This window comes from Vogesella oryzagri (genome assembly GCF_040148885.1).
Taxonomy (GTDB): domain Bacteria; phylum Pseudomonadota; class Gammaproteobacteria; order Burkholderiales; family Chromobacteriaceae; genus Vogesella; species Vogesella oryzagri.
The window spans coordinates 155,805-179,072 of record NZ_JBEFLD010000007.1; the positions used below are offsets into that span (position 1 = coordinate 155,805).

Below are 23,268 nucleotides of genomic sequence, written 5' to 3' on the forward strand. Positions count from 1 at the left end.
TCGCGAGCGGGTCGCGGCTGGTGCGAGAAGCACGGCGGTACAAGTGGTACCGCGAGCATCACAGCGCCGGCCACGGCCGCACATCAGCACGGTTAACTTCCAGTAAGTCTGCGGTGGCGTGCGTCGCGAGCGGGTCGCGGCTGGTGCGAGAAGCACAGCGGTACAAGTGGTACCGCGAGCATCACAGCGCCGGCCCCGGCCCGCGCAGCCGCAGGCCAACCAGACTCAGAAGAAGCCCAGCGCGTTGGGGCTGTAGCTCACCAGCAGGTTCTTGGTCTGCTGGTAGTGGTCCAGCATCATCTTGTGGGTTTCGCGGCCGATACCGGACTTCTTGTAGCCACCGAACGCGGCGTGCGCCGGGTACAGGTGGTAGCAGTTGGTCCATACGCGGCCGGCCTTGATGCCGCGGCCCATGCGGTAGGCCAGCGAACCGTCGCGGGTCCATACCCCGGCACCCAGGCCGAAGCTGGTGTCGTTGGCCAGCTGCAGCGCTTCTTCGCGGGTCTTGAAGGTGGTTACCGCCACCACCGGCCCGAAGATTTCTTCCTGGAACACGCGCATCTTGTTGTGGCCGGCCAGGATGGTCGGTTCCACGTAGTAGCCGCCGGCCAGCTCGCCACCCAGTTCCGCGCGGCGGCCGCCGGTCAGCACTTCGGCGCCTTCCTGACGGCCGATGTCGATGTAGGACAGGATCTTGTCCAGCTGCTCGGCGGAAGCCTGGGCACCGATCATGGTGCTCATGTCGTACGGGTTGCCCTGCTTGATGGCTTTCACGCGGGCCACGGCGCGCTCGATGAAGGCGTCGTAGATGGATTCCTGTACCAGCGCGCGGCTCGGGCAGGTGCACACTTCGCCCTGGTTCAGCGCGAACATGGCGAAGCCTTCCAGTGCCTTGTCGAAGAACTCGTCATCGGCGTTCATCACGTCTTCGAAGAAGATGTTCGGCGATTTTCCGCCCAGTTCCAGTGTTACCGGAATGATGTTCTCGGACGCGTACTGCATGATCAGGCGGCCGGTGCTGGTTTCACCGGTAAACGCCACCTTGTTGATGCGGGTGTTGGTGGCCAGCGGCTTGCCGGCTTCCAGGCCGAAGCCGTTCACCACGTTGAGCACGCCCGGCGGGATCAGATCGCCGATCAGCTCCATCAGTACCATGATGGCCATCGGGGTCTGCTCGGCCGGCTTCAGTACCACGCAGTTGCCGGCGCCCAGCGCCGGGGCCAGTTTCCAGGCGGCCATCAGCAGCGGGAAGTTCCACGGAATGATCTGACCCACCACGCCCAGCGGCTCGTGGAAGTGGTAGGCGATGGTGTTCTCGTCGATCTCGCTCAGGCTGCCTTCCTGGGCCCGCACGCAGCCGGCGAAGTAGCGGAAGTGGTCGATGGCCAGAGGGATGTCGGCGGCGTTGGTTTCACGCAGCGGCTTGCCGTTGTCGGCGGTTTCCACCGCGGCGATGAACGGTGCGTACTGTTCCAGGCGGTCGGCGATGCGCAGCAGCACGTTGGCGCGCTCGGTCGGCGAGCTGCGGCCCCAGCGGTCGGCGGCGTTGTGGGCGGCATCCAGCGCCAGTTCGATGTCTTCGGCGGTGGAGCGGGCGATTTCGCACAGCGGCTGACCAGTCACCGGGCTCAGGTTGGTGAAGTACTGGCCGCGTACCGGGGCCACCCACTTGCCGCCGATGAAGTTGTCGTACTGGCTACGCAGCGGGATGGTGTTCTGGATTGCATTCAGGGTCTGTTGCAACATGATGTTCCTCCGGGTTCTGGTGTCGTGCCGGCAATGTGATCAGTGGCCTGGCAGTGATTGCATTGTGCGAAGCGAACGGAGGTTCGACCATGCTACTTTGGTCGCAGATGCAGGCGGGGCAAGGGCTGGCGGGGAGGGAGGGCAGGCACGGGTTGCGGCTAACCCGGTGCCTGCATGTGTTTGCCGCTGGCGGTAGTGGCGGGTTCAGGGGTTGGCCGCAGCCTGGGTCAGGTGCGCCAGCAGTGTGCGCAACCGGGCCGGGCGTACCGGCTTGCCCAGCCACGCCCAGCCGCCGTCGTCGGCCAGCTGGCGCACTTCGTCGCTGCGGTCGGCGGTGATCAGCGCCGCCGGCAGCTCGCGCCCCAGATAGTGGTTCACACTGCGGATGGCATCCACGCCGGTGGCGCCGTGGTCGAGGTGGTAATCGGCCAGAATCGCGTCCGGCACCACATTTTGCTGCTGCAGCAGCGCAATCGCCTCGCTGGCCGAGGCCGCCGCCAGCGGGCGGTAATGCCAGTCGGCCAGCAGCGTGCACATGCCTTCCAGAATGCTGGCTTCGTTGTCGATCAGCAAAATGGTGGCGCCCTGGCGCTGGGCCGCTTGCGGCAGGGCCGCCGGGGCTTCCGCCGGCGGCGCGCTGCGCACCGCGGCGGCATCGCCATACGGCACTACCACGCCAAACAGCGAGCCGCGGCCAAACTGCGAGCGCACCACGATGCGGTGCCCCAGCCGCCGCGCCAGCCGGCTGACGATGGCCAGCCCCAGGCCCATGCCTTTCGGGCACAGGCTGTGGTGTTCCGGCAGGCGCTGGAACTCGTGGAATACCAGTGCCAGCTTGTCGGTGGGGATGCCCAGCCCCTGGTCCCACACCCCGATCAGCAGCCCGTCCGGCTGCGGCCGGCAGCCCAGCAGGATGCCGCCAGTGCGGGTGTAGCGGATGGCGTTGGACAGGAAGTTGCGGATCATGCGCCCCAGCAGCACCCAGTCGCTGTGCACGATGGCGCGGCTGCCATGCAGTTGCAGCCGCAGCGATTTGGCCTCGGCCAGCGGGCCGAACTCTTCCGCCACCTGCTCCAGCAGGCTGGCGACCGGGAAGTGGCGCAGCTCGGTTTCTACCGCGCCGGCATCCAGCCGCGAGATTTCCAGCAGGGTGTTGATCAGGTCGTCCACCGCCTCCAGCGCGGTGCCGGTCTTGTCCACCAGCGGTCGCGCGGTGGGCGACAGCGCCTGGCCGGCCAGCGAGGCCAGGAACAGCCGCGCCGCGTTCAACGGCTGCAGCAGGTCGTGGCTGGCGGCGGCAAAGAAGCGCGTCTTGCTGTGCTGCGCGTCCTCGATGGTGCGGATCGCCTCGCGCAGGCGGCCGTTGGCCACCGACAGCTCGGCGGTGCGCTCGGCCACCCGCACTTCCAGTTGCTCCTTGGCCTGTTGCAGCGCCTGGGCGGCATGGCGGCTTTCGGTGATGTCCTGGATCAGTGCGAAGAAACCCAGCACGCTGCCGTCGGCGGCAAAGTGCGGGATGAAGGTGGCGCGCGCGAATTCGATGTGCTGGCGTGGTGCCGGCAGCTCCAGCTCGAACACCGAGGCCTCGCCGGCCAGCGCCTTCTCCACGTAGTGGCGGCGGGCGTCGAACAGCTCCGGCCCCAGCACCTCGCGCATGGCGCGGCCGTTGATCTCGGAGCGCGGCATGCCGAACCAGCTCTCGTAGCCGAGGTTGGTGAAGCGGTAGATCTGGCGGTTATCGACATAGGCGATCAGCGCCGGCATGGCATCGGTCACCAGCCGGATCTTGGCCTCGCTGTCGCGCAGCGCCTGCTCTGCCTGCTTGCGCTCACTGATGTCGGTGTAGCTCATCACGAAACCGCCGCCGGGCATCGGGTTGTACTGCACCTCCAGCGTCAGCCCGGCCGGGGTGGCGTGCTCCAGCGTGCCGCCCAGCGGGCAGCAGCGCGCCCACTCCGCCAGTTGGCCGCTGGCCAGCTCGGCCTGGCTTGGCTGGATCAGCTCGACGAAGCGCTGGTTCCACTCCATCAGCCGGCCGTCGCTGTCGAACACGGCAATGCCCTGGCGGATGCTGTTCATGGTGGCGTGCAGCAGTTGCGAGTGCGCCGCCAGGTCGCGTTCGCGCAGCAGGGTTTCCTGGCGCTTGATCTCGGTGATGTCGGTGTAGATCGCCACCCGGCCGCCGCCGGCGATCTCGCGCTCGCTCACCCGCTGCCAGCTGCCGTCGCTCATTGCCAGGATCAGGCTGTCCTGCGCCGCCTGCTGCTGCGCCAGACGCATGGCGATCCAGCCGGCCGGGTCGGCGTCGGCATCGCGGATCAGCCGCGCCGCCACCGCGGCGCGCACCAGGGTCTCGAACGGCAGGCCGGGGGCGATCAGCTGGCGCAGGGTGGGGAACATCTCGGCAAACTTGCGGTTGCAGTGCAGCAGGCGGTTGTCGCTGTCCCACAGCGCAAAGCCGTCGGCGATGGTTTCCACCGCTACATTGAGCTGGTTCTTGGCCAGCTCGGCGGCCAGCTTGGCCTCCTGCAGCGCAAAGTTGCTGGCTTCCAGATCGGCCATCGCTTTTTCCAGCGCGCGGGTGCGTTCCTGGATGCGGGTTTCCAGCTCGGCCGCCACCTGGAAGAAGGTGAACGAGTTGCCATTGTCGGCCAGCCCCAGCTCCACGCGGCGCATCAGCGCCTCGTTGATCTTGCGTAGCTTGGCGTTGTCGCGCTCCAGTGCGGCCAACCTGTCGGTGTCGTGTTCAGTCATGGCCGTGTCCGTAGCCGATGGCGATGCCGGTGAAGGTCTGGTTCACGTGCATGGCCTGGTATTGCTCGCCGTAGGTGGAAAAGCCGATCACCGCGTTGGCGGCCAGCAGCCCGGACAGGCGGGCGATGGCGTCCGATTGCAGTAGCGGCAGGGTGCGCAGGATGCAGTCGAAGCCCAGCACGATCTGGAACTGTCCCAGCCGGCTGCGCAGGTCGTGGAAGGTACGCGCCAGGTTGTCGACGATGTCCACCGCGCGGGTGCCGGACAGCACGATGCCTTCGTCCACCGCGCAGAAAAAGCTCAGGCTCAGGTCCGGGTTGATGCGCTGGATGGAGCGCACATACGGCACGCCGCCGACATTGAGCACCAGCGGGTGGGCAGCAAACGACAGCGGCGACAGCTTCTCCGGCGACACCCCCAGCAGGCGCGCGTATTCGGCGGCGGCCGGCTCGGCGTTGATCTCGGTCACCAGCCGGCGCTCGCTGTCGGCCTCGGTCACCACCAGCCGCTCGCCGTTGCGCACGGTGTGCTCGGACTTGAACACCTCGAACGGGTGCGGCGTGGCCACCAGCACCAGCACCGCGCTGTCGCTGACAAACTGGCCGTCCACCAGGATGTAGGTGCGCTCGAAGCGCATATTGTCGCCGGCCGAGCCGCCGCAGATCGGGATGTCGCCCAGCGCGCGCGCCAGCCGGCCGGCCAGTTGCTCCTCGCGCGCCGACAGCCCGTCCACCAGCAACAGCGCGAAAGTGCGCCGCTCCAGCGGAAACCCGCACTTCTGCCCCAGCGCATAGCGCGCCGCCATCACCGTGCCCAGCGCATCGGACAGGTCGAAATCCGGCAGCGCGTCGATGCGCTTGATCACCGAGAAAAAATCCGGCGCGGCAAAGCTGGCGCCGACGATGGAATGACAGCGGTAGCCGTCGGGGCTGATCTCGCCGGCGGTGGTACAGCCCACCACCGGCACGTCGCCAAAGCGGCGTGCCAGCGCGGCGGCCAACTTGTCGAGCTGGTAGTCGGGCGCCACGAACAGCAGCACCAGCGAGCAGTCCGGCTGCCACAACTGCTGGTAAAGCTCGTCGGCGGCCTGTTCCGGGTCGGCGCTGTACACGTGGCAGCGTCGTACCGGCTGGGTTTGGCTGGCAATCATCGGTTTCCATCCATCCTGTAGTGTTGTGTCGCCGTCGCTGGCGTTGTTCTTGTCGACAGTTGCAGCATAAAACGAAAGTCGAATGGCGGCACCCCTGGCGCCTTGCCATGCTGGCAGCGTGTCATCCAAGGAGCCGCCGCCATGAGCCTGTCGCGCATCAGTGTTGCCCTGTTATTGCTGCTGGGCAGCCATCAGTTGTGTCATGCCGGGCCGGTGGCGCTGCCCGACGGTTACCGCCTGCAGCACTACCGCGCCCCGACGCCGGAGATCCTGCCGGGCGCCACGGTGCTGGATACCGCTGCACTGCAGGCGCTGTTGGCCGCCAGCCGGCCGCTGCTGCTGGACGTGATGGCGGCCGGGCAGGTCACCGATGATGCCGGCATCGCACACTGGCTGCCGGCCAAGCCGCGCCTGCATTTGCCGGGCAGCGTGTGGCTGCCCAATGTCGGCTACGGCGAGCTGGAGCCGGCTATCGCCGGCTACTTCCAGCGCGAGCTGGCGCGGCTGAGTGGCGGCAAGTTCGAGCAGCCGCTGGTGTTTTATTGCCTGCGCGACTGCTGGATGTCGTGGAACGCCGCGCGCCGCGCGCTGAGCCTGGGCTATCGCAATGTGTTCTGGTACCCGGCCGGCAGTGACGGCTGGGTCGAGGCCGGGCTGCCGCTGGTGGCGGCGCAGCCGGTGCCGATGTAGGCCCGGTATTTCTCTTCTTCATGTTGCCGTGGCCGCTTGCATCCCCGGATGCGCTGCGCTTATCCGGGCTACGGGCTATGGTTGTTTATCTTTTGTGTCCGCTGCGCGGACGCTGTTTTTGCTTGCAGCTTTCCGTACCTTTCTTTTGCACTGTCTGTGCCGAGCCTGCGCAGTGCCCGATGCAACAAGCTGATTGGCGAAGCGGGGTGTGGCAATGCCAGAGCCTGTTGTGACCGTGCCCCAGTCCCGTTGGGACGCGCCGGCCAAAAAGTTGGCCGCAAGGTTTTAAGGCGGCGCCTGAGCCGTTTGGCGTTAGCAAACGGCGAATCGCCGACGCCTTGCGGGCGGCTTTTTTGCCAGGGTTTTGCGGCAGATCGGGTCGCCTTTTTTTTGGTACCTTTCTTTTGGCGAGGCAAAAGAAAGGTACCCGTCCGCCGCGCGGAAGCGGCAATGCAATCACTGTCCGCGCAGCGGACACCCCATGCGGCCAACCTTCATGCCCGCTGCCGCGGCCGGTAGCCCAGCAGTGCCAGCAGCAGGCATACCGCGGTAGCCAGCAGGGTGCCTACGATGGCGTCCTGCTGCCACTGGCCGTACAGCGCGAAGCGGATCATCTCCACCGCATCGGTAAACGGGTTGAAACGGCACAGCAGGTATACCCACTCGCTGGCCTCCTGCATCTTCCACAGCGGATACAGCGCCGAGGACAGGAAGAACAGCGGGAACACCACAAAATTCATCACCCCGGCAAAGTTCTCAATCTGCCGCACCTGCGACGATAGCACCATGCCGGCGGCACCCAGCAGCAGGCCGGTGAGCACCAGCGCCGGCAGCACGCTGATGAAACCGGCCCACGGCAGATCGACGCCGGACAGGCGCGCGATCAGCAAAAAGGCATACACCTGCAGCAGCGACACGCACATGCCGGCAAACAGCCGCGAGAACAGCAGAAACGGCAGCGGCTGCGGGCAGGTCAGCAGCACGCGCATGCTGCCCATTTCGCGGTCGTACACCATCGACAGCGAGTTCTGCATGCCGTTGAACAGCTGCACCATGCCTACCAGCCCCGGCACGATGTACACGTCGTAGGTGATATAGGTGTCGTACGGCGGGGTAATGGCAATGCCCAGCGCGGCGCGGAAGCCGGCGGCGAAGACCAGCAGCCAGATCAGTGGCCGCACCAGCGCGCCGAAGAAGCGCGAGCGTTGCTGCAAAAAGCGCCGCATCTCGCGCACGATTACCGCCCACAGTATGCGCAAGCTCGTCATGAGGTGGCTCCGGTGTGGTGTTGGAACCAGCCGCCCAGATCATGGCAGCCGGCATCGGCCAGCAGCGGCGCCACTGCGCCGGACGCCAGCAGGCGGCCACGGTGCAGCAGCGCCAGCTGGTCGTGTTGCGGGTCGATCTCGTCCACCAGGTGGGTGGCCCACAGCAGCGCCAGGCCTTCGTCGCGCGCCAGCGCATGCAGGTAGTCGATCAGCTGCTGGCGGGTGGGCAGGTCCAGCCCGACGGTGGGCTCGTCCAGCAGCAACAGCGCCGGGCGGTGCAGCAGCGCGCGGGCGATTTCCACTCGCCGGCGGTGGCCGCCGTTGAGGTCGCGCACCCGTTCGCGGCGGCGTGCGGCCAACTGTAGCCGCTCCAGTTCCGCGCCGATGCGCTGTTGCAGCGCCTTGCCATGCAGGCCCTGCAGGGCGCCGAAGTAGCTCAGGTTCTGTTCCACCGTCAGATCCAGATCCAGCGTCGGCTGCTGGAACACCACGCCGACACGCGCCAGCGCCTGCGCCCGCAGCGGCTGGCCGAAGATGCGGATGCTGCCCTCGCGCACCGCCAGCAGGCGGGTGAGCAGGCCGAACAGCGTGCTTTTGCCGGCGCCGTTGGGGCCGAGCAGGATGCAGCACTGGCCGGCGTCCACCTGTAGGCTGAGCTTGTCCAGCGCCTGGCGGCTGCCATAGCGGTGGCTCAGGCCGTCGATATGCAGCGCGGCGCTCATGAGCCGCTCACCACCACGCCCCACGGGTAGCGTCCCACCGGGATGGACTTGATCACTTTCAGCTCGGTGACGTCGATCAGCGACACGTCGTTGCTGATGCCGTTGGTCACCCACAGCTGTTTTTCGTCGGCGGAAAACTCGGCATGCCACACGCGGCGGCCCACCAGCAGGTATTTCAGCGGCTGATAGCTCTTGGCGTCGATCACCGCCACATGGTTGGCCGGCCCCAGCGGCACGAAGGCGTAGCGGCCATCGCGCGACAGGCGGATGCCCACCGGCTGGATACGGTCCTTGGGGATGCCGGTAATGGCGAAGCGGATGGTTTGCACGCGCTTGCGGCTGGCAACGTCGATCACCGACACCGTGCCGCCCACCTCGCTGCTGACCCACAGCAGCTTGCCGTCCGGGCTGAAGCGGGCGTAGCGCGGGCGCTGGTCCACCAGGGTGTTGTCCACCAGCTGGCGGCTGCGGGTGTCGATCCAGTGCACCATATTGGTGGTCTCGGAGGTATTCACCGCCCAGCGCCCGTCCGGGCTGACCGCCATGCCTTCCGGCTCCACGCCGACATCGACCTGGCCGGCCACGCGGCGGCTGGCGAGGTCGATCATGGTCACCACATTGTTGTTTTCGTTGGCGATGTACAGCGTCTTGCCATCCGGTGCCAGCGCGAACTGCTCCGGGTCTTCGCCGGAAGGCAGGTTGTGGCTGATCTTGCCGCTGGCCAGGTCCAGCACCTGCACGGTGTTGTCGTCGCTGGCGCAGATGTACAGCGACTTGCCGTCCTTCGACAGCGTCAGCCCGCGCGGGCGCTTGCCCACCGCGATGGTCTTCACCACCTTCAGGCTGTTGCTGTCGATCACCGACAGGGTGTTGTCCTTTTCGTTGGACACGTAAACGTTGGCCGCAAGTGTCAGCTGGCTGGCGGCCAGCAGCGCGGGCAGGGCAAGCAGGTGTAAGGGGCGGGTAGTCATCGGGTGTCCTTGTCGGTGCGGGGCTACTTGCCCTTGCAGCTCACTTCCGGGGCGTCGAAGCCCAGGGTGTCCAGATCGGTACGCGGGTGCAGAAAGCCGTCCTGCGGCGACAGGCTGACCAGCGAGCGCGGCTGCGCCACCATCATTGGCTGGCGCAATTCGCCGTTCCACGGTCGGTACGACAGCGTGCGGCCCTTGAAGCCGGCCAGCTGGAAATCTGGGCCGCGGATGTAGGCGGCCAACTTGGCGGCATCGCCGCTGCCGGTGCGGCTGGCGGCTTCGCCTACGCTGCGCACCGCCGCCCAGGCGGCGTAGTCCACCGCCTGCATGCTGCGGCCGCTGTGGGCGCGGAAGCGGTTTTGCAGCTGCACCGCACCCCATTGCTCGGCGGCGGCATGCCAGCCGTCGGCGGTCAGGCCCTGGGTGCCGGCCACCGGCCGCGGCAGCCAGGTGCGGTAGGACAGGTAGTCGCCAAAATCGCCGCTTTCATCCGCCACGATCAGCACGTCGTAATCGCCGCCCTGGGTAAACACCGGCACTTCGCCCTGTGCGGTGCGGCGCGCGTCGTGGCCGTAGTTCCAGCTTTTATCCAGCACGATGCGGCCGCCAAAGCGCTTGGCGGCACGGCGGATGGCGGCGGCGTACAGCTTGTCTTCCGGGCGCGGCCCGGTGACCAGAAACCACTTATTCCAGCGCCGGGTGGCCAGGTATTGCGCCAGCGCGTCGGCCTGCATGGCGCGGCCGGGCAGCGGGTGCAGCAGGTTGGCGCGGCACTGGCTCTGGCGCAGGCGGTCGTCCGCGGCGCCGGTATTGAAGAACAGGTAGCGGCTGGCCGCCGGCTGCTGCAGCAGGCGGTCGATGGCGGCGGCGCTGACATTCAGCACCACCAGACCGGCGCCCTGCTTGTCCAGCCGCGCCAGCATGTCGGCGCCGCTGGCGCCCAGCGGCACATCGATGCGCTTCAGCTCGAAACGCTGCTGCAGGAAGCGGCCGGTGGTGTTGTTGTCGGCCAGGCCCAGCTCGGCGCCGGCGCGGCCCAGATCGGCCGGACGCGGCTCGATATTGGCCAGCGGGTTGGCCGCGGCGCGAGCTTCTTCCAGGTAGCTGATGCGGATGCTGGTCTGCGCCGCGGCGGCCAGGCTCAGCAGCACGGCAGCGGCACAGGCGGCAAGTCGGGGCAGGGTGGACATGGCGCGGCCTTGCGGGTGGGTGTTGGCTGCAGCGTGGCGCAGCGTGCCGGCAGCGTCCATTCGACTTAAGTCGCATGCCTGTGACGGCAATTTGCGACTTAAGTCGAATTGGCCACCCGCTGGCGGCTACCCAGAATGCAGAGCGTGTTCCCCCACCGGTTGCCGCGGCAACAGCAGGACGGACACCACCGGCCCGGAGCCGTGTTCCGATCCGGCACCCACTACAACATCAGGAGAGCGAGATGAGAAAACCCCAGACACAGCGACACTGGCGCCTGACCGCGCTGTCATCCTTGTTGGCCGCAGCCCTGCTGACGCCGGTGGCCGGCGCAGCGGTCAGCGACAAGGACATTGTCAACGACAGCAAGACCCCGCAGGACGTGGTGTCCTATGGCATGGGGCCGCAGGCGCAGCGCTTCAGCCCGCTGACCCAGATCAACAGCAAGACGGTGAAGAAGCTGGTGCCGGCCTGGAGTCTGTCGTTCGGTGGCGAGAAGCAGCGCGGTCAGGAAGCGCAGCCGCTGGTGTACGACGGGGTGATCTACGTTACCGCCTCCTATTCCCGCGCCTATGCGGTGGACGCGCGTACCGGCCGCAAGCTGTGGGAATACAACGCCCGCCTGCCGGACGGCATCATGCCGTGCTGTGACGTGGTGAACCGCGGCATGGCCATCTACGGCGACCTGGTGTACTTCGGCACGCTGGATGCGCGCCTGGTGGCGCTGGATCGCAAGACCGGCAAGGTGGTGTGGACCAAGAAGGTGGGCGAGTACAAGGAAGGCTATTCCTACACCGCCGCGCCGATGGTGGTGAAGGGCAAGCTGATCACCGGCGTGTCCGGTGGCGAGTTTGGCGTGGTGGGCAAGGTGGAAGCGCGTGATGCGCTGAGCGGCGAGCTGGTGTGGTCGCGGCCGGTGATCGAAGGCCACATGGGCACGCTGAACGGCAAGGACAGTACTGTCACCGGCAAACTGAACGCCAGCTGGGAAGGCGACCAGTGGAAGCAGGGTGGCGGCGCCACCTGGCTGGGCGGCACCTACGATCCGGAAACCGACACCATCTTTATGGGCACCGGCAACCCGGCGCCGTGGAACTCGTGGACGCGCAAGGGCGACAACCTGTACACCGCCTCCACCCTGGCGCTGAACCCGGATACCGGCGAGATCAAGTGGCACCTGCAGACCACGCCGCACGACGGCTGGGACTTTGACGGCGTCAACGAATTCATTCCCTTCGATCTGAAGAAGGACGGCAAGGTGATCAAGGCCGGTGCCAAGGCCGACCGCAACGGCTTCTTCTTCGTGGCCGATCGCACCAACGGCGACCTGCTGGGCGCCTATCCGTTTGTGTCCAAGATCACCTGGGCCAAGGGCTTCGACCTGAAAACCAAGCGCCCGATCTACAACACCGAAGGCCGCCCGACCAATCCGTTCGATCCGGCCACGCAGGGCGAGGACGGCAAGGGCAAGCCGGTGTTCGCCGCGCCATCGTTCCTCGGCGGCAAGAACTGGATGCCGATGGCCTACAGCCCGAAATCCGAGCTGTTCTACGTGCCCAGCAACGAGTGGGGCATGGATATCTGGAACGAGCCGATCAGCTACAAGAAAGGCGCGGCCTACCTGGGCGCCGGCTTCACCATCAAGCCGCTGTATGAAGACCACATCGGCGTGCTGCGCGCCATGGACCCGAAAACCGGCAAGATCAAGTGGGAATACAAGAACCCGGCACCGCTGTGGGCGGGGGTGATGAGCACCGCCGGCAACCTGGTGTTTACCGGCACGCCGGAAGGCTACCTGAAGGCGTTTGATGCCGAGAACGGCAAGCAGCTGTGGCAGTTCCAGACCGGCTCCGGCATCGTCGGCAGCCCGGTGACCTGGCAGATGGACGGCCAGCAGTACGTGGCGGTGGTGTCCGGTTGGGGCGGCGCGGTGCCGCTGTGGGGCGGTGAGGTGGCCAAGAAAATCACCAATATCTCGCAGGGCGGCAGCCTGTGGGTGTTCAAGCTGAGCCAGTAACTCTTTACCAGCGCAGCGGCGGGGGAGCTACCCGCCGCTGCCGGGAGCAAACATGATCAAAGCAATGCATATCGTGCTGGCAGCCACTCTGCTGCTACCCGGCTTGGCTGCGGCCGAGCCATCGGTTGGCGAAACCCTGGCCAAGAAAAGCGGCTGCTTTGCCTGCCACAGCGTGGCGCGCAAAGTCATCGGCCCGGCTTACAAGGATGTGGCCGACCGTTATGATGGCGACAAGGGCGCCATGGACAAGCTGGTGCGCAAGGTGAAGGATGGCGGCAGTGGCGTGTGGGGACCGGCGGGCATGCCGCCGCATCCGCAGCTGAAGGATGACGACATCCGTACTATCGTGAGCTGGGTACTGGTGCAGAAGTAAGCGCCGGCGGCCAGCGCATCATTCCCGGCTTGCTGCCGCGCCCGTGCTGTCCGTGGTGTCAGCGGGCTGCTCTGCGGTTTCACCGGCGCCCTGTTAGCGTGGCTGCGCTGCCTGTTCGGCAGGCGGCTTGATCAATCCGACAACCGGCGGCTGCCGGTTGTCCTGTTGTGCAGGTGAGCGAGCATGGATGCGACGGTGCTGATTGCGGATGACCATCCGCTGTTTCGCGAGGCGATGCGGCTGGTGGTGGCCAGTGCGCTGGGCGAGGGCTGCGAGATTATCGAATGCGAATCGCTGGATGCGGCGCTGGACTCGGTGCGCGCCAATCCGGCCATCGAACTGGCGATGCTGGATTTGAACATGCCCGGCATGGACGGCCTCACCGGGCTGGCGCGACTGCGGCAGCAGGCGCCCACGCTGCCGCTGATCGTGGTGTCGGCCGACGAGCGCATCCATACCGTGGAGTCGGTGCTGGCGGTGGGGGTATCCGGCTTTATTCCCAAGTCGTTCTCGCGCGAGCTGATGAGCGCGGCGGTGAATGCGGTGCTGGAGGGCGAAATCTTCCTGCCGCCGGCGCTGGCCGACCGCGATACCGGCGCGCCGGCCAGCGATCCGCAGCAGTTGCAGGATCTGGCCAGCCGCCTGGCGCTGCTGACGCGGCAGGAGCGCACGGTGCTGGACTACATCGTCAACGGAAAGTCCAACAAGGTGGTGGCGATCGAGCTGAATATTGCCGAAAGTACGGTCAAGGCGCATGTGTCCGCCATCCTGCGCAAACTCAAGGTGTCCAGCCGCACGCAGGCGGTTATCAAGGTGGGGGCGCTGCTGCGGGTGTGAGCGCGGCAGTGACACTGGTCATGCCAACTGCTTTGGCGTAGGGTTGGCCGCAGGCGCCGCATGGCGCGTGCCTTTGTTTATTACCCTCGCAAGGAGCTCTCATGCGCAAACTGCTGCTTTCCCTGCTGCTGGTCGGCAGCTTGTCCGGCTGCGGCTACAACAATCTGCAGGCGGGTGACGAAGAGATCAAGGCCAGCTGGTCCGAGGTATTGAACCAGTACCAGCGCCGTGCCGATCTGGTGCCCAATCTGGTGAATACCGTCAAGGGCTACGCCACGCATGAACAGACCGTGCTGCAGCAGGTGACGGCCGCGCGGGCGCGGGTGGGCAGCATCCAGGCCACACCGGAACTGGCGGCCAACCCGCAGGCGCTGGCCCAGTTCCAGGCGGCGCAGACGCAACTGGGCAGCGCGCTGTCGCGGCTGCTGGTGGTGTCGGAGAACTACCCGCAATTGAAGGCCGACGCCGGTTTCCGCGATCTGCAGGCGCAGCTGGAAGGCACCGAAAACCGCATCACCGTGGCGCGCAACCGCTATATCAAGTCGGTGCAGGAGTACAACATCACCGTGCGCAGCTTTCCGTCCAATCTCACCGCCATGGCGTTCGGCTACCAGGTGAAACCCAATTTCAGCGTGGAGAACGAAAAAGCGCTGGCCACTCCGCCGCGGGTGGACTTCTCGGCATCGCCGGCGCAATGACCATGCGCACGCTGTGGCAACGTGGCCTGCTGCTGTTGTGGCTGTGCCTGGCCAGCAACCTGCTGCTGGCGCAGGTGGCGGTACCGGCGTTGAGCGCGCGGGTAATCGACCAGACGGCCACGCTCAATAGCCAGCAGTTGGCGGCACTGGAACAGAAGCTGCAGGCATTCGAGCAGGCCAAGGGCAGCCAGCTGGCGGTGCTGATCGTACCGACCACTGGCGAGGAAACCATCGAGCAGTATTCGCTGCGCGTGGTGGAGCAGTGGCGGCTGGGGCGCAAGAAAGTGGATGACGGCGCGCTGCTGCTGTTGGCCAAGAATGATCGGACCCTGCGCATCGAGGTGGGCTACGGCCTGGAAGGTGCACTGAATGATGCCACCAGCAAGCGCATCATCAGCGAGGTAATCGTGCCGCACTTGCAGCAGGGGGATTTCTACGGCGGCATCGATGCCGGGGTGACGCGCATCATCGCCGTCATCAATGGCGAACCGCTGCCGCCGCCGGCGGCCAACGTGGCTGACAGCAGCGACGAGGTGTGGACCTTTGTGCCGTTTGCGGTGGTGTTTGCCACCATCCTCGGTGGCGCGTTGCGGCAGATGCTGGGCCGCTGGCTGGGCGCTGCCGGCAGTGCCGCGGCGGTGGGCACGATGCTGTGGTACCAGCTGGGCTGGGTATGGCAGGCCGGGCTGGTGGCGGCCGGGGTATTTTTGCTGACACTGCTGTTGCGGCCGGGCCGTGGCGGTGGGGGCGGGTTTGGTGGTGGCCGCGGCGGTGGTTTTGGTGGCGGGCGCGGCGGTGGTGGCGGCGGCTTTGGTGGCGGCGGTGGCGGGTTCGGCGGCGGCGGCGCATCCGGGCGCTGGTAAGGTTGGCCGCAGCGACTTGCCAGCTGGCTGGCAGACGCTACACTGCGGCGCTGTAAGCCGAATCGAACAGGAAAGACATGCAGCAACAAGCAGAAACGCCCTGCATTGGCGTGTGTTCCACCGCCATTGGCGATGATGTCTGCCAGGGCTGTGCGCGCACTTTTGCCGAAATCAGTTTCTGGTACGAGCTGGATGCCGCCGCCAAGGCGCGGGTGTGGGCGGTGCTGCCGCGCCGGCGCGTGTGGCAGGCGCTGGCCAAGGTGGCCGGCGGCCACTTGCAGATCAGCGACGGGGTGGCGGGTGAGCAGGCGCTGTTGCAGCTGGCCGATGGCCGCCTGCTGCAGATGGCGCTGCCGCAGCAGCAGGCCGGCGAGCGTTATGTGCCGCTGCAGCTGGGCGGGCAGCAGCTGTCGCTGACCGTTTCCGATGCAGACTGGCCGCAGCGGCTGCAGCAGTTTTTGTCGTTGCCGCTAGCCGGGTGATGAGCCGGTATTTGCTGGCTACGCGCATGGCGGCTGCCGACCGGCTGCGCCATGGACGGCACAGCAACAGTGGGAGTGAATGGGCAAGATGGCAGTGAATAGTGGCGATGCCGCCTTTTGGGATATCCGTTACCAGCAACACAGCATGCCGTGGGACAGCGCGGGACTGCCGGGGGGATTTGCCGGCGAGGCTCAGCGGTTATTGGCTGCCGGTGCGCGGCGCGTGCTGGTGCCGGGCTGTGGCTCCGCCTATGAGGTCGAGGCGTTGTTGCAGCATGGCGCCCAGGTACTGGCGGTGGATTTCAGCGCCCCGGCGGTGGCGCGTGCCAGGGCGCTGCATCCGCAGTGTGCCGATGCCATCGTGGAGGCCGATTTTTTCTCCGCGGCGGTCAGCGGCGAGTGGGACTGGGTGTACGAGCGCGCCTTCCTGTGCGCGCTGCCCCCGGCGCTACGGCCGCAGTACGCGGCGAAGATGGCTGCGCTGCTGCCGGCGGGCAGCTGCCTGGCCGGCTATTTTTACCTCGGCGACAAGCGCGGCGGCCCGCCCTATACCATTGCCACCGACAGCCTGCAGGCGTTGCTGGGGCCGTATTTCACGCTGGAACAGCAGCTGCAGCTGCCGGGCAGCCTGCCGGTGTTCGGCCAGGACGAGTACTGGATGGTATGGCGCAGAACGCAGGAAACTTGATCACTATCAACGGTTACTGAATAGTCAGTGCCTGAATTTATAGATAACATCGATAACGACCACCGGCCCTGATTCATAACCGACGGTACACAACAAAAAACCAAGAGGAGAAAGCGCGCATGGACTGGTTCTGGAAGACCTATGACTTGATCGAGAAGACCTTCTGGAATTCTCTGACCAAAAAACTGTGCGCTTTTTTCTTCATCAGCCTGTTCCAGCTGATTCTCATCGGCTACGTCTACCTGGCGTTGAGCGACATCCGTGAGCTGGTGAGCAGCCAGACGATTAATAGCGCCAGCCTGGCACAGATTCATGCGTTGCTGGACCGCACCATCTACTGGTCGTTCGCCATCTGGGGCCTCTCGCTGCTGTTTATCGCCTTCATGGTGTGGTACCTGCGCTACCTGATTGTGCGGCCGATGCAGATGATCATCGATATCTTCCGCGAGATCGGCGCCGGCGAGGGCGATCTGTCGCGCGAGATTCCCACCATTACCCATGATGAGATCCGCGATCTGTCGCTGTCGTATAACGAGTTCCTGCACAAGATGCGCGAGATCATCAGCAATGTGCGCACCATGACCATGCGCATTGCCATGGATTCCGCCCGCACCCGCAAGACCATTCACGAGTCGGTGGAAAGCGCCGGCCAGCAGGCCCAACTGGCCAGCCAGGTCAGTGTGTCCAGCGAGCGTTCCAGCAGTGGCGTCACCCAGGTGTCCGCCGATACCCAGCAGATTTCCGAAACCACGCTCAACAACCTGGACATCGCCCGCGCGTCGTATGCAGAGTTGCAGGATGCGGCCAACAGGATCGGCAGCGTCAGCGAACGGGTAGGGCAGTTCAACCTGACCGTGGACGAACTGTCGACACGGTCGGCCAGCATCAAGGCGATTGTCGATCTGATCAAGGAAGTATCGGAGCAGACCAACCTGCTGGCGCTGAACGCGGCGATTGAGGCGGCCCGTGCCGGCGAGGCCGGCCGCGGCTTTGCCGTGGTGGCCGACGAGGTGCGCAAGCTGGCCGAGCGGGTGAAGGTGGCCACCGACGAAATCTCCGGCAACATCGACGGCATGCTGGGGCTGGTGAAGAACACCAAGGACGAAACCAACCTGATTACCTCCGATACCCATCAGGCGCGCGAGGTGGTGAACCGCTCCTCGCAGCACTTTGGCCGCATGATGGGCGACTTCGAGAGCACCGCGCACAGCATGACGCAGATCGCCGGCACCATGAACGACTTTGCCAGCGCGAATCGCCAGATCACCGCCAACGTGTCGGAGATCCACGCGCTGAGCAACACCGTGGCCGACAGCCTGAAACAATCGGAAGATGTCTCGGTGGCGCTGTCGCGCGCGGCGGAAGAAGTGCAGGAGCTGGTGGCGCGCTTCATCCTGGGCGAGGGCGTGCTGGATGAGTCCATCGCCATCGCCAAGCAGGCGCGCGAACAGCTGCAGAAAACCCTGCAGCAGGCGGCACAGGAAGGCAGCGATGTGTTCGATCAGCGTTACCAGCTGATTGCCGGCACCAACCCGCCGAAGTACCACACTAATTACGACGTGAAGCTGGAGAAGTCGCTGCAACAGGTGTACGACCGCGTGGTGCAGCAGGTGAGCGGTGGCCGCTTCTGCGTGATGGTGGACAACAACGGCTATGCGCCGACCCACAACAGTTTCTATTCCAAGCCGCTGACCGGCGATGCCGCTGCCGATCTGGTGGGCAGCCGCGACAAGCGCCTGTTCAATGATCCGACCGGCATCAAGTCGGCGCGCAACCAGCAGCCGTTCCTGCTGCAGACCTATATGCGCGATACCGGGGAGATCCTGTCGGAAATCGCCTTGCCGATCAGCATGAACAACCGCCACTGGGGGGCGATCCGCGTCGGTTTCGACCCGATGGTGATGCTGGAGGCTGGCAACAAGAAGTAAACGTTGGCCGCGGCGCCACGCGTAACAAAACAAGGGGCCCACGCGGGCCCCTTGTTATTGGCGCCGAGCAGGCACTCAAGCCATGAAAGTCAGTACCCCGACTACCACGAACAGGCCGGCGGCCACGCGGTGTACCAGTTCGGTAGGCAGTTTGCGGGCGGCCACTTCGCCCAGCAGCACCGCCGGGATGTTGGCGATCATCATGCCCAGCGTGGTGCCCAGCACGACGGAGACGGTGTCGTGATAGCGCGCCGACAGCGCCACGGTGGCGATCTGGGTCTTGTCGCCCATTTCGGCCACGAAGAAGGCGACACAGGTGGCACCGAACACCCCCAGCTTGTCCAGCAGACGGGTCTGATCATCCAGCTGGTCCGGAATCAGCATCCACACCGCCATGGCGATGAACGATGCCCCCAGCAGCCATTTCAGCACGTCCATGTTGATGTAGCTGCTGGCAAACTGCCCCAGCCAGGCGGCGCCGAAGTGGTTCAGCACGGTGGCCACGAAAATGCCGAGGATGATGGGCACCGGCTTCTTGAAGCGGGTCGCCAGCAGTAGCGCCAGCAACTGGGTTTTATCGCCGATTTCGGCCAGGGAAACAATGCCGGTAGAGAGCAGGAAAGCTTGGGATAGCATGAAGACTCCAAAGGGGCTGCGTGCGACACATGACCCGTCAAGACGCAGCCCCTGCAAGGTCTGTGACGAATCATGAGTCTTGCCAGACATTGCTGTCGCTTGCGCCATGGCTGAACAGCCAAGTGTGTTGACGCAAGCCCCCGCTTTCTCGCGGGTCGGCTACTCCCTCAGGATGGGGCGGATGATACCGTCACCGCGCGGCGGCGGCAAGGTTGGCCGCATAAAAAAACCGGCAGCGCAGGCTGCCGGTTTTTTGAACAGAAACGGCTGATTAGGCACGTTTCTTGAATTCGTTGGTGCGGGTGTCGATTTCGATCAGGTTGCCGATTTCAACGAAGGCCGGAACCGGGATTTCCAGGGTGGTGCCCTTGATGCGTGCCGGCTTCAGTACCTTGCCGGAGGTGTCGCCACGAACGGCCGGCTCGGTGTATTCCACTTCGCGTACCACGGTGGTCGGCAGCTCAACGGAGATGGCCTTGCCGTTGTAGAAGGTTACTTCGCACTTGTCTTCCATGCCGTCGATGATGAACGGCACAACTTCTTCCATGTTCTCGGCTTCAACTTCGTATTGGTTGAACTCGTTGTCCATGAACACGTACATCGGGTCGGCAAAGTAGGAGTAGGTGCACTCGCGCTTTTCCAGTACCACAACGTCGAACTTGTCGTCTGCGCGGTAAACGGCTTCGGAAGCCGAACCGGTCAGCAGGTTCTTCATCTTCATTTTTACAACGGAGGAGTTGCGGCCGGATTTGGAGAATTCGGCTTTCTGCACGACCATCGGGTCGCTACCCACCATGAATACGTTACCAGCGCGGAGTTCCTGAGCGGTTTTCATGCGTCTAAAGTCCTAAAGTCTTGAATCAGAATCGGAAACGAGTTTCCAGAAAACCCGCTATTGTAGCTGCTTTTTCGTAAATTGCACCAGATTCGTCGCCAGGTCGCCATGGGCCAGTTGCTGCTGCGGCCAACGTGTGGCGTGTGCCTGCCACGCCGGCAGTGCCGCCAGCAGTTGCGGCCAAGCCTCCGCCGGCAAGTGGTCGCGGTTCCAGCCCAGGTTGAAGCTGCGGATGGCGTCGGCGGTAGGTGCGGCCACATCGGCCAGGTAGTGCTGTAAAAACGCCTGCAGTTTTTCCATGTGCGCGTCTTCATCCTGGCGGTAGATATGCCAGGCAAACGGCCGCCCGGCCCACTGCGCCCGCACGAAGCTGTCTTCACCGCGCACGATATTGACATCGCAGCTCCACAGCAGGCGGTCGTAGCCGTCCTGATCGCTCATCGGTAGCACGTAAATGCTCAGCGCGCCGTGCTGATAGACATCGCCGGCATGGCCGGGTTGGCTGATGCCGATGCCGGCCAGCACATCCGACAGTACCCGGCCATGCGGCACCAGTAACTGCACCGGCGGCGTGCCTGCGGCCAACGTTGCGCTCCATTGCGCCGCAGCCGGGGTGTCGTAGGCGAACAGGCTGATGCGCAGCCCACCGGCCGGGCAGGGCGGCACGCCGCGCGCCTGCCAGTAGGCATCCTGTGCCGCACGGTCGGCCTGCCAGGCGTCACGGGCGGCCAGCAGACAGCCTTCGCACAGCAGGCCGCCGGTATTGGCGCCAAAACCGGGAAAGAAGAAATACTTGGTCAGCGCCAGGCGCGGATGCGGCGAGGCCATGCCATGACAGCCGGCTACCCAGTCTTCCGCCGACAGATATTCCAGATTCAGCCATACCGGCTTGCGCGCGCGCGCGGCCATTGCCTGCTGGTAACTGGCCGGCAGTTCGCAGGCGAAGGCCTCAATCACCACGTCGGCTGGTGTGAAATCGCTGGTAAACGGCTTGTCCCAGCGCCGTATGTGGATGTCGCCCAGCATTTGCGTGGCTAGCGTGGGGTCCAGCGCCGGGGCGATGCGGGCGAAGCTGGCCAGGTCATCCACCCACAGCGTGATATCGGCCGCATGCTCGGCGGCCAGCTGGCGCGCCAAACGCCAGGTGACGCCGATGTCGCCGAAGTTGTCGATCACGGTGCAGAAAATATCCCAGCGCAGGCGCGGCATGTCGGTCTCCTTGAATGGCTGCGCAGCATAGCGCAGGCGCTACGGCGAGACAAAGCCGATGCCGCAGGCTCAGCGGCAGGCTTTGCCCGGATAACCCGGCAGCTGGCTGGCGGCGGCGCTGCAGGCCAGTTGTTGCGCCTGCTTGAGCTGCTGCTTGAGACTGCCGCGATCGATGTTGGCCCAGTGCAGTTGCTGCCCCAGCCAGCTGGCCCAGGCAAACTCGACAAAATAGACCTCGTCCTGTTTGGCGACATAACCCTTGTCCTGCAACAGACCGGCCAGCGAACGGTAGGGGTCGTCCGGCAGCGCCGCCAGGGTTGCGGGCAGCGCGCTTGCCGCCAACGGGCGGCCCTGCTGGTCGCGCAGCCAGCTCCAGTGCCGCGCCGCCATGTCGTGCCAGAAAGTGTCCGGCTGCGTTAGCCGGCCGATTACCTGCACGCTGGCGGCAGCCACGCCGAGGCGCAGCAGCGCACTGGCAAAGTGGTGGCGATCCACCAGGTACAGCGTACCGCCGGGGCCGATCACCACCGGGATGGCCTTCTTGCGGATCTTGGCCGCCAGCTTGTCGGCGGAGAGCTCGCGCAGTTCGGCGGCTTCGTTCTCCACCTGCAGCTGGCCAATGCCGGGCTGGGTGGGATGCAATGCGGCTAACGGTGTGTCGCACCATTGCCCGATCGGGGTGTCGGCTTGGCAGGGGGCGGCGCTGGCGAGGGCGGTGCTCAGTAGCAGCGGCAGAGCAAGCAGCAAGTGGCGCATGGGGGCATCCGGCGGGTGAAAGCCGTCACGCTAAGCCGCGCCGGCACGGTCTGGCAAGCGGCAAGCAAAACGGCCGGGCGCATGGCCCGGCCGTGAGAGTGCGGTGGTGGCTTACACGTGCAGCAGCAGGAAGCGACGCTCCCACGGGCTGATCACGTCGAAGTACTCGCGGTACTCGACTTCCTTGATCGCGCTGTAGGTGCGGATGAAGTGCTCGCCAAAAATGTCGGCCAGCGGCTTGCACTTGAGCAGCATGTCGATGGCGTCGTCTAGGTGGCGCGGCAGTTGGTGCGGCTGCTCGTAGGCGCTGCCGCTCAGCGGCTCGGCCGGCTGGATGCGCTGCTGCATGCCCAGGTAACCGCAGGCCAGGCTGGCGGCCATCGCCAGATATGGGTTGACGTCGACGCCGGCGAGGCGGTTTTCCACCCGCCGCGCCTCCGGCCCGGAATGCGGCACGCGCAGGCCGCAGGTGCGATTGTCGTAGCCCCAGCTCAGGTTGATCGGTGCCGAGGTGAAGCGGCTCAGGCGGCGGTAGCTGTTCACGTACGGCGCGAAGAACGGCATCGCCGCCGGCAGGTAGGTCTGCAGCCCGCCGATGAAGTGGAAGAAGGCATCGGCCGGGCTGCCGTCGGCGTTACTGAAAATGTTGTTGCCGGCGGCATCCACCACGCTCTGGTGGATGTGCATGGCGCTGCCCGGCTGGCCCTGCATCGGCTTGGCCATGAAGGTGGCGTACATATTGTTGCGGATCGCCACCTCGCGCACGGTGCGCTTGAACAGGAACACCTGGTCGGCCAGCGCCAGCGGGTCGCCGTGATCGAGGTTGATCTCCATCTGCGCGGTGCCCATCTCGTGGATCAGCGTATCCAGGTGCAGGCCCTGCGCCTCGCACCAGTCGTAGATCTCGTCGAAGATGTTGTCGTATTCGTTTACCGCGTCGATGCTGAAACTCTGCATCCCGGCCTCGGTGCGCTTGGTGCGGCCAACCGGCGGGCGCAGCGGGATGTCTTCGTCGGGCTCTACCTCTACCAGGTAGAACTCCATTTCCGGCGCCACGATGGCGGACAGGCCTTCCTGCTCGTACAACTTGAGGATGCGCTTGAGCACATTGCGCGGCGCCAGCTCGGCAGCGCTGCCATCAAAATTGACGCAATCGTGGATGATCTGGGCGGTCGGTTCCTTCGCCCATGGTACCGGGCGGATGGTGCTGGCATCCGGAATCAGCCGCATGTCCGGGTCGGCTACCGAGGTGAAGTCCTGCTCGGGAAAGTCGCCGGTCACGGTCATGCTGAGCACGGCTTCCGGCAGGCGCAGGCCCTCGGCCGGATTGTATTTGTGGCGCGGCACGATCTTGCCGCGCGCCAGTCCGGTCATGTCCGGAATCAGGCATTCCACTTCGGTGATGCGATTGTCGTCCAGCCATTGCTGGATCTGCTGGGCATTGTTCATAAAGGGTC

Annotated in this window: 21 protein-coding genes and 1 riboswitch; of the genes, 9 read left to right on the forward strand and 12 right to left on the reverse strand. The window is 65.3% G+C overall.

From position 1 onward, the window contains the following. Positions 1-225 precede the first annotated feature (225 nt). The 3 genes from adh to nosP all read right to left on the reverse strand — a co-directional run bounded on the left by adh (position 226) and on the right by nosP (position 5,650). Entirely contained in the window at positions 226-1,746 is a 1,521-nt protein-coding gene (adh, locus tag ABNW52_RS14230; RefSeq protein WP_349589076.1) for an aldehyde dehydrogenase, read from the reverse strand. A gap of 204 nt (positions 1,747-1,950) precedes the next feature. Beyond that, positions 1,951-4,500, reverse strand: a complete 2,550-nt coding sequence (locus ABNW52_RS14235) for a hybrid sensor histidine kinase/response regulator (protein ID WP_349589079.1) — start codon at positions 4,498-4,500, stop codon at positions 1,951-1,953. Then, entirely contained in the window at positions 4,493-5,650 is a 1,158-nt protein-coding gene (gene nosP / locus ABNW52_RS14240) for a nitric oxide-sensing protein NosP (protein ID WP_349589082.1), read from the reverse strand. Before nosP ends, ABNW52_RS14235 begins: the two co-directional genes overlap by 8 nt. 141 nt (positions 5,651-5,791) lie before the next feature. Between nosP and ABNW52_RS14245 the strand changes: the two genes are divergently transcribed. Then, complete coding sequence (locus ABNW52_RS14245) at positions 5,792-6,340, forward strand: rhodanese-like domain-containing protein (RefSeq protein WP_349589085.1); 549 nt, start codon at positions 5,792-5,794, stop codon at positions 6,338-6,340. A 494-nt stretch (positions 6,341-6,834) separates the two neighbouring features. On the opposite strand, the gene ABNW52_RS14250 is transcribed toward ABNW52_RS14245, so the two are convergent. From ABNW52_RS14250 to ABNW52_RS14265, 4 genes are read right to left on the reverse strand one after another with little or no spacing between them, the layout of a single operon-like run. Next, positions 6,835-7,608, reverse strand: coding sequence for an ABC transporter permease (locus ABNW52_RS14250; RefSeq protein ID WP_349589088.1), 774 nt, complete (start codon positions 7,606-7,608; stop codon positions 6,835-6,837). Continuing rightward, positions 7,605-8,330, reverse strand: coding sequence for an ATP-binding cassette domain-containing protein (locus tag ABNW52_RS14255; RefSeq protein ID WP_349589091.1), 726 nt, complete (start codon positions 8,328-8,330; stop codon positions 7,605-7,607). The genes ABNW52_RS14250 and ABNW52_RS14255 overlap by 4 nt, the downstream gene beginning before the upstream one ends. After that, entirely contained in the window at positions 8,327-9,301 is a 975-nt protein-coding gene (locus tag ABNW52_RS14260; protein ID WP_349589095.1) for a YVTN family beta-propeller repeat protein, read from the reverse strand. The genes ABNW52_RS14255 and ABNW52_RS14260 overlap by 4 nt, the downstream gene beginning before the upstream one ends. 23 nt (positions 9,302-9,324) lie before the next feature. Next, positions 9,325-10,551, reverse strand: coding sequence for an ABC transporter substrate-binding protein (locus tag ABNW52_RS14265; protein WP_349589098.1), 1,227 nt, complete (start codon positions 10,549-10,551; stop codon positions 9,325-9,327). A gap of 182 nt (positions 10,552-10,733) precedes the next feature. Here ABNW52_RS14265 and ABNW52_RS14270 point away from each other — a divergent pair, with 182 nt between their 5' ends. The 8 genes from ABNW52_RS14270 to ABNW52_RS14305 all read left to right on the forward strand — a co-directional run bounded on the left by ABNW52_RS14270 (position 10,734) and on the right by ABNW52_RS14305 (position 18,375). After that, positions 10,734-12,506 (forward strand): PQQ-dependent methanol/ethanol family dehydrogenase, encoded by a 1,773-nt coding sequence (locus tag ABNW52_RS14270; protein WP_349589101.1) that lies wholly within the window; start codon positions 10,734-10,736, stop codon positions 12,504-12,506. A 52-nt stretch (positions 12,507-12,558) separates the two neighbouring features. Beyond that, complete coding sequence (locus ABNW52_RS14275) at positions 12,559-12,879, forward strand: c-type cytochrome (protein ID WP_349589104.1); 321 nt, start codon at positions 12,559-12,561, stop codon at positions 12,877-12,879. Between the two features lie 183 nt (positions 12,880-13,062). Then, positions 13,063-13,716, forward strand: coding sequence for a response regulator transcription factor (locus ABNW52_RS14280; protein ID WP_349589107.1), 654 nt, complete (start codon positions 13,063-13,065; stop codon positions 13,714-13,716). Positions 13,717-13,817: 101 nt separating this feature from the next. Next, positions 13,818-14,414 carry a LemA family protein gene (locus tag ABNW52_RS14285; protein ID WP_349589110.1) on the forward strand — a complete coding sequence of 199 codons (597 nt, stop codon included), beginning with the start codon at positions 13,818-13,820 and terminating at the stop codon, positions 14,412-14,414. A 2-nt stretch (positions 14,415-14,416) separates the two neighbouring features. After that, positions 14,417-15,277 carry a TPM domain-containing protein gene (locus tag ABNW52_RS14290; protein WP_349589113.1) on the forward strand — a complete coding sequence of 287 codons (861 nt, stop codon included), beginning with the start codon at positions 14,417-14,419 and terminating at the stop codon, positions 15,275-15,277. A 77-nt stretch (positions 15,278-15,354) separates the two neighbouring features. After that, positions 15,355-15,759 (forward strand): DUF1289 domain-containing protein, encoded by a 405-nt coding sequence (locus tag ABNW52_RS14295; protein WP_349589116.1) that lies wholly within the window; start codon positions 15,355-15,357, stop codon positions 15,757-15,759. A gap of 88 nt (positions 15,760-15,847) precedes the next feature. Beyond that, the gene (locus ABNW52_RS14300) at positions 15,848-16,447 is read left to right on the forward strand and encodes a methyltransferase domain-containing protein (protein WP_349589118.1); all 600 of its coding nucleotides are present in this window, start codon (positions 15,848-15,850) and stop codon (positions 16,445-16,447) included. Between the two features lie 119 nt (positions 16,448-16,566). After that, positions 16,567-18,375 carry a methyl-accepting chemotaxis protein gene (locus tag ABNW52_RS14305; RefSeq protein WP_349589121.1) on the forward strand — a complete coding sequence of 603 codons (1,809 nt, stop codon included), beginning with the start codon at positions 16,567-16,569 and terminating at the stop codon, positions 18,373-18,375. 75 nt (positions 18,376-18,450) lie between these two features. Here the strand turns inward: ABNW52_RS14305 and ABNW52_RS14310 are convergent, their stop codons facing one another. From ABNW52_RS14310 to ABNW52_RS14330, 5 genes are all read right to left on the reverse strand, one after another. Continuing rightward, positions 18,451-19,011: a TMEM165/GDT1 family protein gene (locus ABNW52_RS14310; protein WP_349589124.1), complete on the reverse strand. Its 561-nt coding sequence runs from the start codon at positions 19,009-19,011 to the stop codon at positions 18,451-18,453. Between the two features lie 10 nt (positions 19,012-19,021). After that, a riboswitch (yybP-ykoY riboswitch) is annotated at positions 19,022-19,183 on the reverse strand. A gap of 99 nt (positions 19,184-19,282) precedes the next feature. Beyond that, positions 19,283-19,846: an elongation factor P gene (efp, locus tag ABNW52_RS14315; RefSeq protein ID WP_349589127.1), complete on the reverse strand. Its 564-nt coding sequence runs from the start codon at positions 19,844-19,846 to the stop codon at positions 19,283-19,285. Between the two features lie 57 nt (positions 19,847-19,903). Beyond that, positions 19,904-21,055, reverse strand: coding sequence for an elongation factor P maturation arginine rhamnosyltransferase EarP (gene earP, locus ABNW52_RS14320; RefSeq protein ID WP_349589130.1), 1,152 nt, complete (start codon positions 21,053-21,055; stop codon positions 19,904-19,906). 69 nt (positions 21,056-21,124) lie between these two features. Continuing rightward, positions 21,125-21,811: a ParB/Srx family N-terminal domain-containing protein gene (locus ABNW52_RS14325; RefSeq protein ID WP_349589132.1), complete on the reverse strand. Its 687-nt coding sequence runs from the start codon at positions 21,809-21,811 to the stop codon at positions 21,125-21,127. A gap of 111 nt (positions 21,812-21,922) precedes the next feature. Then, positions 21,923-23,260: a glutamine synthetase family protein gene (locus tag ABNW52_RS14330; RefSeq protein WP_349589134.1), complete on the reverse strand. Its 1,338-nt coding sequence runs from the start codon at positions 23,258-23,260 to the stop codon at positions 21,923-21,925. Between the last annotated feature and the right edge of the window lie 8 nt (positions 23,261-23,268).

Bases quoted from the DNA above. Each gene is read 5' to 3' on its own strand.
- adh (WP_349589076.1), bottom strand. From the start codon at position 1,746: ATGTTGCAACAGACCCTGAATGCAATCCAGAACACCATCCCGCTGCGT.
- ABNW52_RS14235 (WP_349589079.1), bottom strand. From the start codon at position 4,500: ATGACTGAACACGACACCGACAGGTTGGCCGCACTGGAGCGCGACAAC.
- nosP (WP_349589082.1), bottom strand. From the start codon at position 5,650: ATGATTGCCAGCCAAACCCAGCCGGTACGACGCTGCCACGTGTACAGC.
- ABNW52_RS14245 (WP_349589085.1), top strand. From the start codon at position 5,792: ATGAGCCTGTCGCGCATCAGTGTTGCCCTGTTATTGCTGCTGGGCAGC.
- ABNW52_RS14250 (WP_349589088.1), bottom strand. From the start codon at position 7,608: ATGACGAGCTTGCGCATACTGTGGGCGGTAATCGTGCGCGAGATGCGG.
- ABNW52_RS14255 (WP_349589091.1), bottom strand. From the start codon at position 8,330: ATGAGCGCCGCGCTGCATATCGACGGCCTGAGCCACCGCTATGGCAGC.
- ABNW52_RS14260 (WP_349589095.1), bottom strand. From the start codon at position 9,301: ATGACTACCCGCCCCTTACACCTGCTTGCCCTGCCCGCGCTGCTGGCC.
- ABNW52_RS14265 (WP_349589098.1), bottom strand. From the start codon at position 10,551: ATGGACGCTGCCGGCACGCTGCGCCACGCTGCAGCCAACACCCACCCG.
- ABNW52_RS14270 (WP_349589101.1), top strand. From the start codon at position 10,734: ATGAGAAAACCCCAGACACAGCGACACTGGCGCCTGACCGCGCTGTCA.
- ABNW52_RS14275 (WP_349589104.1), top strand. From the start codon at position 12,559: ATGATCAAAGCAATGCATATCGTGCTGGCAGCCACTCTGCTGCTACCC.
- ABNW52_RS14280 (WP_349589107.1), top strand. From the start codon at position 13,063: ATGGATGCGACGGTGCTGATTGCGGATGACCATCCGCTGTTTCGCGAG.
- ABNW52_RS14285 (WP_349589110.1), top strand. From the start codon at position 13,818: ATGCGCAAACTGCTGCTTTCCCTGCTGCTGGTCGGCAGCTTGTCCGGC.
- ABNW52_RS14290 (WP_349589113.1), top strand. From the start codon at position 14,417: ATGCGCACGCTGTGGCAACGTGGCCTGCTGCTGTTGTGGCTGTGCCTG.
- ABNW52_RS14295 (WP_349589116.1), top strand. From the start codon at position 15,355: ATGCAGCAACAAGCAGAAACGCCCTGCATTGGCGTGTGTTCCACCGCC.
- ABNW52_RS14300 (WP_349589118.1), top strand. From the start codon at position 15,848: ATGGCAGTGAATAGTGGCGATGCCGCCTTTTGGGATATCCGTTACCAG.
- ABNW52_RS14305 (WP_349589121.1), top strand. From the start codon at position 16,567: ATGGACTGGTTCTGGAAGACCTATGACTTGATCGAGAAGACCTTCTGG.
- ABNW52_RS14310 (WP_349589124.1), bottom strand. From the start codon at position 19,011: ATGCTATCCCAAGCTTTCCTGCTCTCTACCGGCATTGTTTCCCTGGCC.
- efp (WP_349589127.1), bottom strand. From the start codon at position 19,846: ATGAAAACCGCTCAGGAACTCCGCGCTGGTAACGTATTCATGGTGGGT.
- earP (WP_349589130.1), bottom strand. From the start codon at position 21,055: ATGCCGCGCCTGCGCTGGGATATTTTCTGCACCGTGATCGACAACTTC.
- ABNW52_RS14325 (WP_349589132.1), bottom strand. From the start codon at position 21,811: ATGCGCCACTTGCTGCTTGCTCTGCCGCTGCTACTGAGCACCGCCCTC.
- ABNW52_RS14330 (WP_349589134.1), bottom strand. From the start codon at position 23,260: ATGAACAATGCCCAGCAGATCCAGCAATGGCTGGACGACAATCGCATC.